Consider the following 14,206-nt stretch of genomic DNA (forward strand, 5'->3'; position numbering starts at 1 on the left):
AAGGTGAACATTGCAGCTATTCCATTAATCTTCTGCGCTGGATCTCCCGCCGTTTCTTCTTCAATTCTGGCATTTTATCAAAAAAGTCCTTCCAGGCCCCTAGCACCTTAGGTTCTCTTAATAGCATATATCCATTGCTCGCCAGCTCATAAGCCAGCAGCTTCGGCAAATGCTTCATCCATCGTGCTCCCGATAGATTCTTATAAATCATTTTATATCGGTTGATGTAAGAATACCGGCGAATGAACAAAGGCTGCGTATGACGGCTCCCCTTCTTCCACCCTCTCTCATGAGTGGCTACGGCTTCCGCACAATAATAGGCTTTCCAGCCAAGCAAGTTAGCTCGCCAAGCGACATCAACATCCTCTTTGTAAGCAAAAAAATCCGCATCAAAAAACTCGCCATCCACCGATAGCTCATCGATCATCTTGCGTCTGTACATGGCCGCGGCGCCCGATACGCCAAATACTCCGCCGGATGCGCTCCATCGACTCGCCGGTTCCCCTGCCCCACGATCAAAAGCACGCCATATCCCATTCATCAGCAAACCGGTACTGTCCACGATATCCGGGGACGACTTTAGGATGAGCAACCCCGTGGCACTTCCCACCTCCGGACGTTGTTCCATCACCCTCACAAGCCGCTCAACATATTCAGTTCCAAGCTGTACGTCCGGATTCAACACCAACACATAATCGCTTTGCGTCATGCGAATCCCCTGATTGTGGGCTGGAGCAAAGCCGGTGTTTGTTGAATTAGCTACCAAGTGGATGTTGTTCGCATGGGTCTGCTCAACATAGGCTCGTACCCGCTCCACCGTACCATCTGTGGACGCATTATCGATAACGATAATCTCCTGAATTGGATAGGTTTGTTGTCGAACGGCGTTCAGGCATTCCTCGATGTCCTTCGCGCTGTTATAGGTAACGATTTGGATGCTGACGGTTGGATTCATGGGGTGAGGTTCCTTTGCTATGGTTTCTTGTAGGTATTATATCAAACCCTCTATGTATCGTGGTAATTCAGAAGTTAAAAGCAAAAGCTAACCAGAATTTATATCTCCTGGTTAGCTTTTAGTTCAATCAGAAATGCTTTAAGCGCCTCTCTCCATGGCCGTATATCCTGAAAGCCATTTGTGCGAATGGATAGATGATCCATAACCGAGTTTCGAGGCCTTGGAGCTGGGCGCGGAAAATCTTCGGTTGTACATGGCTCTACACGTACCGAATAACCTTGCCCAAACACGCTAGATGCTTCTTCAAAAATGGCCTGTGCAAATTCAAACCATGTGCATTCCCCAGTATTTGAAGCATGATAGATCCCATATTTCTCGGTCTGAATCAATTCCAGCAGAAATGCAGCCAGATCTACCGTGTAAGTAGGGGAACCCTTTTGATCGTTTACAACATTAAGTAATGGCTTTTCCTGACCAAGCTTCAGCATCGTCTTCACGAAATTTTGTCCATGCAAACCAAATACCCAGGATGTCCGAACAATAAAAAACGCGGAAGACAGGCTTTGAACCAATGTTTCCCCAGCTCGCTTCGACTTCCCATATACACTCTGGGGATTGGTATTATCGTATTCCTGATAAGGTGAAACAGCAGTTCCATCGAAAACATAATCCGTACTGATGTAGCAGAACTTCGCCTTCACTCGCTCTGCCGCTAACACCATGTTACGCGTTCCTACAGCATTCACGGCATATGCGGCATCAACATCGGTTTCCGCCTGATCGACCGCCGTATATGCTGCACAATGGATAATCGCATCCGGCTTAAACTGTTGTACACTTTCGAGACACATCGTCTCATCAGTGATGTCCAACGAGTCCCGATCACATCCCAGCACAAGATGCCCTGCACTCCCAAAAAGCTCCACAACATCATGGCCCAGCTGACCATTCGCTCCGGTTACAAGCACTCTCATGATGGATCACCCAAACGATGACCGTACTGTTTGGCATAATACTCTTGATAGGCCCCCGTTTGAATCCGGGTCCACCATTCCTTATTGTCCAAATACCAACGAATGGTTTCCTTTATCCCCGTTTCAAACGTGTGCTTTGGTTTCCAGCCAAGCTCCTTCATGATTTTAGTAGGATCAATTCCATAGCGGCGATCATGCCCTGGACGATCCTGCACATGCTTGATCAACGATTCCGGCTTACCCAGATGTTCAAGAATCGTACGTACAATATGCAAATTGGTCCGCTCGTTATTTCCACCGATATTGTAAACTTCGCCATCACGTCCTTGATGAATGACGAGGTCAATCGCACTGCAATGATCCTCTACATAAAGCCAGTCGCGAATATTGAGACCATCCCCATACACAGGCAACGCTTCATCCCCAAGGGCTCTGGATATCATTAATGGGATTAACTTCTCCGGGAATTGATAAGGGCCGTAGTTATTGGAACAGCGCGTGATATTTACAGGAAGTCCGAAGGTCTCATGATAAGCACGAACGAGCAAATCCCCGCCAGCTTTACTTGCCGAATAAGGACTGTTCGGAGCAAGCGGCGTCTCTTCCGTGAATAATCCCGTTTCTCCCAACGTTCCATAAACCTCATCGGTAGAGACTTGAACGAACTTTTTGACCCCGTGCTTTTTCGCCGCATCAAGCAAAACTTGCGTCCCCAGTACATTCGTTTTCACAAAAATATCCGGTTCCAAGATACTGCGATCCACGTGCGACTCTGCCGCAAAATTAACGACAACATCAACGTCTTGGCTAATTAACCCATCCATTGCTTTAGCGTCCGTTATATCCGCCTTCACAAACGTATGATTAGGATTACCTTCCACCGACTTCAAATTCTCGAGGTTCCCGGCATAAGTCAGTGCATCTACATTTATAATTTGGTAATTGGGATGCTGTTTCAGCATATATAAAACAAAGTTGCTGCCGATAAATCCAGCACCGCCTGTAACGAGAAGTTTCATGAAAGGAATCCTCCTAATCAAAATTCATTTCCGCTTCCGCAAATGTCGGATGCCTCCGGTCTTTGTCCGAAAGCAACGGCTCACTAACAGGCCAATCGATGTTCAAAGCCGGATCATTCCATAATATGCCGCGATCATGTTCCGGCGAGTAGTATTCGTCCACTTTATAGAAAACTTGGGTATTTGGCACCAAGGTGCAGAACCCGTGCGCAAAGCCTTTCGGTACTAAAAGTTGACGCTTATTGTGCTCACTCAAAATAACGCCAACCCATTGACCATAAGTCGGTGAGCTCCGACGAATATCCAAGATGACATCATAGATCGCCCCTGTTAATACCCGGATCAATTTCGTCTGAGCTTTGGGATTCAACTGATAGTGCAAACCACGGAGGACTCCCGGTTCAGCTGACAGAGATTGATTGTCTTGAATAAAGTCAAAATTCACGCCAAGTTCACGAATAACGGAATCATTGTAACTTTCCATAAAAAAACCCCGGTGATCTCCATGCACCACCGGTTCTAGCAAGGCCGCGCCTTCCAACTTAAGCGAGGTGAGCTTCATCGTTTAAAAACCTTCCTTTCTATTGCTTAAGTTTCCCAAACTCTTCCCCAAACTCTAGATCTTTGGCAAGTTCATTAGCTCGTGCTAATGAGGCATGCGTTCCAGCATCTGTCCACCAACCCTGCAGCACATCGAAGGTTAGTTCTCCACGTTCAATATATGCATTATTCACATCGGTGATTTCCAATTCACCACGGGCAGACGGTTTTAGCGTCTTAATTATCTCAAAGACTTTATGGTCATACATATAAATGCCTGTCACTGCATAATTCGACTTAGGGTTCTGCGGTTTTTCTTCAATCGATACAATCCGATCACCTTGTATTTCAGGAACCCCAAATCGTTTTGGATCATGTACCTCTTGAATTAAGATTTTTGCGCCTGTTTTCTGCTTTTTGAAGTTGTCCACAAATTGAAAGATGTCATCGGCAAAAACATTGTCTCCGAGAATCACGACCATCTGATCATCACCGACAAAGTGCTCAGCTAAGCCTAAAGCCTGGGCGATTCCCCCAGCCTCGTCTTGAACCTTATAAGTGAAGGATACGCCAATTTCGCTCCCGCTACCAAGAAGACTTACAACATCTCCCATATGCTCCTTACCAGTTACTACAAGAATATCAGTAATATTGGCTTGCTTCAGTTTTCTGACGGCGTGAAAAACCATTGGATATTTGCCAACAGGTAGTAAGTGTTTGTTTGTGACCTTCGTTAGTGGATACAATCGTGATCCTGTACCACCTGCTAATATAATTCCCTTCATCGTTCCTCCTTAAATAATCTTCGATAATTTTATTTGTCATTCATTTTGATGGACAAATTCAATCAATAAGCTGATTAAAGCTGTAGATCAGCTCTTTTTCTACATCTCAACAATTCAAATTTCTCAGTCTGTAATAGATTATATTTAATGCATACAAGAATAGGATAGAAAATCTAATACTTTTCTATCCTAATAAAAAACTATCCAATGAATATTTTTTTGCTATATTGCTATGCTCTTATCTCTAATGAATGCAAAACGTACTCTCCAGGAGTGTTACCAATATCTAATCTCAAACTTTTAATAATAGCATCTGCTTCAATAGCCAAATAGATCTCATTTTTACCTTCGTAAATAATGTTAGAAACTTTTCGTGATTCACTGTACGGATATTGTGACTCCCCATTTTCCTCTTCATAAAAAATCTCGAGTACAGTATTTGCTGGTGCAGTTAATTGAATTTTTACATAAACCTTCGTTTTATCATAATTCACAAAATTAGGGAGAATAACCATTGGATCTGTACCGACAACTTTGATATGAAGTCCATCAATCTCAAGTGTATATCGATCCACACAAGGTCCCTGATTTAAAGCAGCAATGTTTTCTAATGGACATCTATACAGTATCTGACTTGTAGCAAAAACTTCTGATATATAAGAATCCATAATTGATAATGATTTTATGCTTTCAGTTGTTAATTGAGCTTCATTTTGCAAATCACTATTGATAATTAGTTCATCAATATCTAAAACTCCGTTATTTTTTAAAAACTCCAAAAAGCTCTTAAATTTAGTCGGATATTCCAAGTTAAATTTACTATAATCCATCTCATTATAAAGCCGTTCCAAATTAAGATCTCCAACTAAATTGTTGGCAGTAATATAAGGAATGTTACAAAATTCAGCAAGTTCTTTTGTTCTTGAGTCATGTGTCACCAGTAATGATGGAATACTATTTTGAACGGCTATCATGTTACCATGGAATCTTGTGCCAAATACAAAATTGTACTTTTTTATCTGCTGAATCCACTGATCAATATCATAATATTGATCAAAATGGTTCCTCATAAACTCTTTAACTTCGTTAATGTCCCTCTTTAGTATTTTAGTATATAGTTTTTCTTTATCTTTAGTCTTTTTGCATAATTTTTCATCTGAAAAATTATATGGAAGACTTCTTTTCCAATACTCCTCTACATATTCAGTTTGTCCAATAATATCAATATCGTTTTCATAAGCAAACTTCAATATCTTTTCGTCACATCTTTGTGAGATATTTGTATAATTTAAAGCTATCTTGAGTTCATTAAAGTTACGTTCGCTTTTATAAATTTTATAATTTATATTTTTGTTAATATAATAAGTTGGACATCCAATAATCTGAAAATTTCTAATCCCCATTTTTTCCAACAGTTCAGCTGTATATTCTCCCCTAACTCCAATTAAATTGGAATATTCACTAATACTATTTAGAAAACGCTCTGTTCCTTTAGTTAGAGGGATCTTTTTTATTGTTTCATTTGGAGCCTGAGCGCCAATTCCAAGAACTATTATTGGTAATTTCAATTTATTTAAATTATCAGCAGGTACCCCAAAGTCTGTACTACTATTAATAAAATTAGAAGCACCCATAACAATGATATCAAAGTTGCTTTTGATCTCATTTACTTCTTGTTCCGTTAGAGGAGCCCATAAATTAAACATTTTACGTGTATTGAACAAAGTGTGTACTGCATAACCAATATATAGATTGCCGGTATTTAAACCCGTTGAAACATAATTCTCATATGGATCACGAGACGGAGAAATCCTATATTCCGCTCCGCATTGGATATATCTCAGCTTAGCCATCTTAACTCCTCCAAAGTTTTAATACTTTCTATAATAATATCATTTTACCGGCATTAAATTCCTTTATGACTTCTGCTATAAGACTTTCCCACTTTGGAATGATATACTGAGGAGAATACTCGTTATAAAACTGAATAACTTGTTCTTTGGAAAAAAAACGCTTTCCTTCAATCAATTCTCGGAGAGTCATTTCTAACGATAACGGAGTCATTTCATCAACACGAACCATAATGTCATTAACTCCAAAAGTTTCTCCGTAAGGTGTGCAATCCTTAAAAACAACAACAGGCTTACCAAAAGACGATGCTTCAATCGGAGCTAGACTAAAACCTTCAAATTTTGATGATAATACGAACATCTCGCAATTCTTGTAATAGTCTCCAATATTATCAACTTGACCTATTAAAATGACTCTATTGGACAAACCATATTTTTTAATCTTCGATTCAAGTTTTGTACGAAGATGCCCCTCTCCAGCAATAACCAAATCCCAATCTTTATAATCGGAAGCTAGATTAGCAAATGCATCAATCAATAGTTCTTGTTGTTTTTGCTCAACAAGCCTTCCCGCATTAAAAATATACTTACGGTTCGGGATCCCATTAAACTTTCCATCGACTTCAGGTTGACATACAAAGTTTGGTATAACTTCGATTTTAGTACGAATTCCCTTATTAACATAATGTTCTTTAAAAGAAGGCAATAATGTAACGACAGCATCCGAAAGTTCCAAAGCTTTAGTATGCTCTTTCAAACCAGGCGATTTATCAAAAAATGCGGGCTGGTTATGCATTGAGAGAATAGTTGGAACCCCAACTTCATGACACTTTTGAATTATTTGCGAATCTGGGTGTCCTATGGAGAAAATAATAATAACATTAGGTTTATCATTGTATAAATGATTAATTATATCCGTATCCTTGTTAATTTTAATAACTTCAATGTTACTATTAAGTTTGTAAGGAAGCGGATTATCAACGGTTGTCTTGTTATATATTCTTACCTCGTACCCTTTAGAAAATAAGAAGTTTGCCTTTTCAATTAGAATTTTTTCAGCTCCACCCTTACCGAAATTTAAACCGTGCTGATATAATGCAACTTTAATTTTGAATGGAGCATTAATGATGTCATTAAAATTATACAATTCATTCAATGGGGTTGTAATACTTCCTCTTTCAAAATATATGTTGTACTCTTTTTGCACAAAATTAATCATAGAATTTCGGATTTTCATGGATGTAGGAAATACATTGACGAAATGCTTGTGAATCTCAAAAATTTCAACAATTCCCTTTTTGTCACCTTCTTTTGACGTAACCGTTCCATCATGCCTTCTATGATAATTCAGGGCTTGTGCACAATAAGAAACCTTACCTTGCATTACAACATGTGCATAGAATATCCAGTCACCGGCTTTTTTATATTTAAACGAATACTGCAACGCTGTTTCAGCGACATTTTTCCTAAAAACAACACCCGAGACATTCGGTATTGTACACTTGATAGCTAAAGCCTCTTGGAATTCCTTATAGCCGCTTATAACATAATCACTTTTCCATTTATTTTCATTCAAATCAGTCAGCCAAGCTGCATTGTCATAGGTGTTATAATGTTGACCTTTTGAACCAATAATATTTGAATTTGAGTACGACAAAACAACTTCTGGATCATTAAAAGCACATAAAACATTCTCTAAAAAATCATTCTCACAATAATCATCACTTTCTGCTATCCAAACTAGCTCACCGTTTGATGCACTAATACCATTCATCCATTGAGTAAACACATTACCTGAGTTTTTGCTGTTGTATAATTTAGTTGTGATCTCTGAATATTTATTCGCATAATCATCTAAAATAGCTCTGCTATCGTCAGAACTAACATCGTCCATTAAAATTACTTCAATATCTTGGAAACTTTGATTATATATACTCTGCAATCTCTCATGAAGATACTGTGCATGATTGTAGTTTGGCACAATAATAGAAACAAGAGGTTGCATACCTAGTTTTTTATCAATAATTTTTTTTATTTTCTGAACAGAGTTACTTATCGTGTGTCTAGCTAGCACCTTTTCTCGGGCATTCTTTCCAAGTAATTTTTGTGAATTGTCATCTTCTATAAGTGTAATTGCCGCTTGTGCCATGGCATTGTAATCTTTATAAGGCACTACTACACCAGCATCCTTTTCAACAAACAACGGCATTCCGCCAGCCTCATCAAAACATAAGATCGGTAGCCCACATTCAGCTGCCTCAAGACAAGCCAAAGGAAAAGGATCCTCAATGGAAGTTAACATAAATATATCCCCAGCAGAGAAATAATCACGTGGGTTATCTACAGGACCAATAAACTTAATATCCTTTTCTAATTTCTTTTTGATAACAATACTTTTACAATCAGATAGCTCCTCACCTTCACCAATCCATATAAATTCACACTTGTGCTCAGTGTTTTTTATAATCTTTTCTGCCACATCAATAAAACCCTTAGGGTTTTTTCTCCAGTAGACACTGCCACAACCAAATACTATTTTTTTATTAATAGGTAGATTAAGCGTCGTTCTTTTATCTATTTTATACTTTTCATCTAAATTAAGGTGCTGTGGATTAATAAAGGCAAATACTGTGGTAACCTCTTCACTATTAAAGCCGTGATTTTTCACCAAATTATCTGTAACAGCACTGGAGGCAGAAATGATAGTCTGCACGTTTTGTTTGAGGGCGATAGTTTCATCTGGAAATAATCTTAAAGTTTTTTCTAACTCATGTATAAATGCAACTTTCGGATACTTGTCAGCATTAATAAAATCAAATATACGGGCTGATGCTACAGTGTTTAAAAAAAGCATGCAATTCTCAGTATTAATAAACTGATCGATTTGATTTTTAATATCGTTTTTATTTTTTAGATTATTTAACACCAATGTTTCGGCAACATCTTTATATCGATCTATTAACTTTCCACCACGTAATAGAATGACCTTGACTTTATAAGAAGTATGGCGATCAAACCATTCTATTACATCCAAAAGAATTATTGGGGCACCAGTCGCTTCTGCCTCATGTCCTATAAAAACGATAGTCTGGTCCCTCTTGACCAATTGGTTTACTCTGGAAAATTTAAATCCCGATTCATTTCCACAAAGAATATAATGATAAAGCGGATTTACTACTTCACCGTATAATTCAGACATTTTTTTTAAATAATTTTTTGTATTAAATGAACTATTTGGATTCCTTTCTTCTTTCCATCCATACTTACAGAAATGTTCGATAGGATCAATCTGAGCATTTCTAACGTCAATGTTCATCGTCAGATAATAATCCTCATCAAACAACCCACTTTCTTTAATAATTCTAATTTGGTCACTTAACAGGTGTGAATTCCCTTCAAAATCACCCCAAATAGATTTTGCCTTTCTTCCCTCATCAATTCCATAAGTAATATAATGGAGAAATGGATTTATATTCTCTGATGCAACATCGTGGTTATTTTCTACATAATATCTCGTATCGAAAGAGACAGATGGGTTTCTACCTTCATACACACCATGCCAAACGTAATGGCGTATAGGATGATTAACAGCCTTGCCTATTAGTCTAAAGATTTTTATTTTGCTTATTGATAAACGATAAAAAAATCCGCTAGTCAATTCTTGAGAAACATCAGGATAGGCTCTCAAATAATAATTTGCATCAAAAAAGCCACTTTTAAAAATCAGATATGACTCTTTCCATTTTTTTATATAACTAACCATCCCTGTTTTTTTGCGATGCGCCTTCCATTCTTCGTACAAGATTACTAACTCCTTTTCGTAAAATATGACAATCAACATTAAACGCTACTAATTTCATTCATATATTCAATATAGTCACAACAAACTTTTTCAGGAGTACCTATTTGCTTTATTTTTCCTTCATGTAACCACAAGACCCTATCACATAAGGTTTTTACTTGTCCAATACCATGGGAAACCATAATGACAGTTTTCCCATCATTAATCATTTCGAGCATTTTAGACGTACTTTTTTTTCTGAATGCTTGATCACCTACACCTAATACTTCATCCAGTATCAAGATATCAGGGTTTATACTTGTAGCAATTGAAAATCCCAACTTTGCTCTCATACCAGACGAATAGTTTCTTATCGGAACGTTAATAAACTCGCCTAAGTTAGCAAATTCTATGATGTCATTATACGCAGAATCAATTTCCTCTTTGCTTTTTCCTAGCAAAGCTCCATTTAAATAGATATTTTCATGTCCAGTAAAATCACCATCGAAGCCAGTTCCCAACTCCAGTAATGGTGCAATGCTACCAATTCTAGTCACTTTACCTGTAGTTGGTTTCATAACCCCCGCAATAATTTTTAAAAGTGTACTTTTCCCAGCACCATTATGGCCAATAATCCCTAATCGTTCACCTTTAAAAACTTCAAAGTTAATAGATTCTAGTGCAGTAAATTCAGAATATTGAAGCCCGCCCTTTAAAATATTAATACAATATTCTTTCAAACTATCAGTTTTATTTCTATTCATTCTAAATTTCATTGTCACTTGCTCAACCCTAATTACAGGAGTTCTCATAGTCACTTCACCTTATTAAATATACAAGATAAATTTATCTTGATTTTTCTCAAATACAAGAACGCCTATGAACAAACTTATAATTGCTAACAAAAAGCATATTAACAAGTTCATCAAATCAGGCGGAGCTCCTAAATATACAGCTTGCCTAAATCCACTAATATAATGAAATACAGGGTTTATCAATAAAATAAATTGAAACTTTTCTGGAATAATCGAAGACGGATAAAAAATAGCCGATGTATAAACCAAAATATGAGTAATTACTTGATATATATATACTAAATCACGAAAAAAGATAGTTATTGTTGATAAAACTAAACTAAGCCCACACACAAACACAAATAAAAGCAATAAAAATACAGGCGCATATAATATATAAAAATTTACTTCAGCACCAGTAGCAATCATTACAAACATTAAAGCGATTAGCGATATTAGAAACGTAATAAAGTTTGATGTAACACCAGATAGAGTCATAAGATATTTTGGTACGTAAACCTTCTTTAGCAAAGATGATGAATTTATAATTGATTTTAGTGACGCGGAAGTAGCCCCTTCAAAAAAACTATAGAGCAACCTACCACTTAGCAGATAAACTGGAAAATTATCGATACTATTCTTAAATATAGTAGAAAAAACTATCGTTAACACAATCATATTCAACAAAGGGTTAATCAAACTCCAAAGTATCCCCAATACTGAACCTTTGTATTTTTTCTTGATATCTCTATTAACAAGAATAGTAAATAAATAATAAAATTTTTTAAAAGTCATGAAATGTATAAGATACTTATTCATAGCAACACTCCTACAAATTAACACATCTTCACTATCCTTGTTTTGATTACATAAGCTTTATATTATATTTTATGCTAAAATAATACCCGTATCTATTCGCAAAGGAGATAAACACGTGTCGAAACCAGTATACGGGAAAATGGCCGCAGCGTCGAGAAATCGGGAAAAGTTACCTGCGGCGTTGTTGGTGTTGATGATTGGGTTGATTTTGTTCCTGGTTTGGGCGCCGTTCCAAGCAGGGTTATTTAACGGGCTTGTCCTAGACTTCGAGAAACCCATCTATTGGGCGGTGCTTGTTGGAAGTCTACTCATGCTAGGGTGGGTTGCCACCTTTTTTAAAAGCCTTAAGCTGGAAGACCAGCGGGATTGGACGGCATTGCTCGTTCTGCTTATTCCCATAACTTACATTATCGCACTTATTTCGGCAGCAAGCCAGTACTTTGCTTCCAATATGGTGCTGATTCAGTCGCTTTATGCCTTTATGTTTGTCATTTCATTGTATTTGCTGCAAAACCGCAAGTCGAACCTTGTCATGGAGACGACGGTAATTACCGTTGGATATATCATTGTGCTTTTCGGCCTGTTCAACTGGTTGGGACAAGGAAAAACTGTGTCCGCCATCGTTGGCTGGTTTACAGGTACGGTAGTTAACGGGCAATATACCCAAGCGATTTGGGTGGATGCGAACGGTCCGCGACTTGCCTCGGTGTTCCAGTATCCAAATACGTATGCAGCGTTTTTGATGGCGTTTTTCTTTGTAGCGGTCTTTGCCATTACACGATCAAAAAAATGGTATAGCCAAGCTATCCATGCATTCATGCTTGTCCCGATGGCCCTCTCGATTCTATTAACATTATCCCGTGGCGGCTTGGTGTTCTTACCGATCGTTTTTATCATCTTATTGTTGTTCCTGAAGCCGGCCAAACAAATCCTCTGGATCATCTACTGCTTGATCGCCGGAATCGGTACGCTGGTCATTGCTAAGCCTGTCACAGAGCTGGGCCAGCAATTCCATCTGGGACAGATCAGTGATCCAGCCAAGGGCTGGCTTTACGTACTAGCAGCTTCAATCGTGTTGGCCGTCATCGCTTGTCTGATTCAACGCTTTGTCGCTCCTCGATTGGAGAACGGAACTAACAAATGGGCAAGCAAGAAGCTTGCCAGCTTGTGGTTGCCTTTGGTTTCGGTTCTTGCGGTAGCTGTGGTAGCTGCCTTGTTCCTCGGAACGAACCTGAAGCATATTTTGCCTGGGAACATCGGGGAACGTTTGGAGAACCTTAACCTGCAACAACACAGTTTCTTGGAACGGATGACTTTTTATAAGGATGCAGCGAAAGTTGTCAAAGATTATCCGATTATTGGAGCTGGCGGCGGCGCTTGGGCATCTATTTATGAGAAATACCAGAATAACCCATATACTAGCCGTCAAGCGCACAGCTTTGTGATGCAGTATCTGGTTGAGGTAGGTCTCTTAGGTTTCCTTGTACTGATTGCATTTTTGGCTTTTATTTTCTATAAGTATATTCGCGGATATATTCAAGCAGATGAGCAGAAACAAGAATCCTATTTCGTCTACTTTATCATTGTCCTCTCGATCCTGATGCATAGCTTGATGGACTTTAACATGAGTTATGTTTTCCTGGGCATCTTAGTTTTCCTTGGACTTGCTGGGATGGCAACAGCGATGGACAACCAACCGGTCAAAAAATTCACCGTTAACCCGGGAACAATGCGCGGGTTATACAGCACGATTATGGTGGTTGCTTCCCTGATTTTGATCTTTGTATCGATCCGGAATATTCAAGCCGTCAGCGCGGCAGCCAAGGGCAAAGAATTGATCACAACCAGTCAGGATTTCCAGGAGATCAAGGCTCCTTTGGATCAAGCGCTTAAGAAACGTGCTGGTCAACCTGATGCAGTGCTGTACTTAAGTTCTCTGCTGCAGGCTGGATTTGATCAAACGAAAGACGACGCATTCTACAACCAGGAGCAAACTCTCCTTGTGAATGCGCTGAAAAAAGAGCCTTTCAACAAGGACATGTACAAACAATTGATTAAGCTGTACCAATCCAAAGGCGAATACGAAAAGGCTTATGAGGTATACCGCGATAATGCGGACCGTTATGCATATGATATGGACTGGTATGAAAACCTGATCGTTCAATCCTATGAGCTCGGATATCAAAAGCTGGGTGAGCAGGATGTCGCTCAGAAGGAGCAATATTTCCAAACCGGATTAGCCGCCTATCAACATGTTGTGGATGGGGTAGAGCACCTGAAGACATTGCCTAAGGGGCAAATGCAGGGGAATCCATTTGAGATTACGCAGCCGATGGTCCTAAATGCTGGTAAAATGCAATTTATGATGAATGAACCGGCGAAGGCAGCTGAAATCTTCAAAGTTGGAATTAAGGATGATTTGTCCGATAGTACAAACCGCGAAATTGCCCGTTGGTATCTCGCCGCATTGCAGAAGACTGGGGCAACCGACCAGGCAGTATACGACCGATTGATGCAGGTTGATCCATCCGAGAAGGCATCGATTGAGCAGTTAGCAAGTTTAACATTCTAAATATGTACAGTAAAAAAAACGGTCTCTCCCTTGGAACTGACCCCATAGTGTGAGACAAATTAAAAACACCTTCAAGAGAATGCAACCATGTCGTATGATATGGGAGACAACCTTGGA

General features: G+C 38.8%; 10 protein-coding genes. 1 reads left to right on the plus strand and 9 read right to left on the minus strand.

Going from position 1 to position 14,206, the window contains the following annotated elements; genetic code table 11:
* Window positions 1–16 precede the first annotated feature (16 nt).
* The 9 genes from C812_RS17940 to C812_RS17980 form a co-directional block, all read right to left on the minus strand.
* A complete protein-coding gene (locus tag C812_RS17940) occupies window positions 17–955 on the minus strand; it encodes a glycosyltransferase family 2 protein (RefSeq protein WP_016314070.1) in 939 nt (312 codons plus the stop codon).
* Between the two features lie 98 nt (window positions 956–1,053).
* Window positions 1,054–1,929: a dTDP-4-dehydrorhamnose reductase gene (gene rfbD / locus C812_RS17945; RefSeq protein WP_016314071.1), complete on the minus strand. Its 876-nt coding sequence runs from the start codon at window positions 1,927–1,929 to the stop codon at window positions 1,054–1,056.
* On the minus strand, window positions 1,926–2,948 hold the full coding sequence (rfbB, locus tag C812_RS17950; protein ID WP_016314072.1) for a dTDP-glucose 4,6-dehydratase: 1,023 nt from the start codon (window positions 2,946–2,948) through the stop codon (window positions 1,926–1,928). The genes rfbD and rfbB overlap by 4 nt, the downstream gene beginning before the upstream one ends.
* 13 nt (window positions 2,949–2,961) lie before the next feature.
* On the minus strand, window positions 2,962–3,510 hold the full coding sequence (rfbC, locus tag C812_RS17955; protein ID WP_016314073.1) for a dTDP-4-dehydrorhamnose 3,5-epimerase: 549 nt from the start codon (window positions 3,508–3,510) through the stop codon (window positions 2,962–2,964).
* Between the two features lie 19 nt (window positions 3,511–3,529).
* Entirely contained in the window at window positions 3,530–4,273 is a 744-nt protein-coding gene (locus C812_RS17960) for a sugar phosphate nucleotidyltransferase (RefSeq protein ID WP_016314074.1), read from the minus strand.
* Between the two features lie 230 nt (window positions 4,274–4,503).
* Window positions 4,504–6,126, minus strand: a complete 1,623-nt coding sequence (locus tag C812_RS17965; RefSeq protein ID WP_016314075.1) for a polysaccharide pyruvyl transferase family protein — start codon at window positions 6,124–6,126, stop codon at window positions 4,504–4,506.
* Between the two features lie 28 nt (window positions 6,127–6,154).
* Window positions 6,155–9,925, minus strand: a complete 3,771-nt coding sequence (locus C812_RS17970; protein ID WP_036625943.1) for a glycosyltransferase — start codon at window positions 9,923–9,925, stop codon at window positions 6,155–6,157.
* A gap of 38 nt (window positions 9,926–9,963) precedes the next feature.
* Window positions 9,964–10,716 carry an ABC transporter ATP-binding protein gene (locus C812_RS17975; protein ID WP_016314077.1) on the minus strand — a complete coding sequence of 251 codons (753 nt, stop codon included), beginning with the start codon at window positions 10,714–10,716 and terminating at the stop codon, window positions 9,964–9,966.
* 15 nt (window positions 10,717–10,731) lie between these two features.
* Window positions 10,732–11,517 (minus strand): ABC transporter permease, encoded by a 786-nt coding sequence (locus C812_RS17980; RefSeq protein WP_016314078.1) that lies wholly within the window; start codon window positions 11,515–11,517, stop codon window positions 10,732–10,734.
* Between the two features lie 115 nt (window positions 11,518–11,632).
* Here C812_RS17980 and C812_RS17985 point away from each other — a divergent pair, with 115 nt between their 5' ends.
* Entirely contained in the window at window positions 11,633–14,089 is a 2,457-nt protein-coding gene (locus tag C812_RS17985; RefSeq protein WP_016314079.1) for an O-antigen ligase family protein, read from the plus strand.
* The last annotated feature ends 117 nt before the right edge of the window (window positions 14,090–14,206 follow it).

Origin of the sequence: Paenibacillus barengoltzii G22, assembly GCF_000403375.2 — a bacterium.
In the GTDB taxonomy this organism is placed as follows: Bacteria; Bacillota; Bacilli; order Paenibacillales; family Paenibacillaceae; genus Fontibacillus; species Fontibacillus barengoltzii.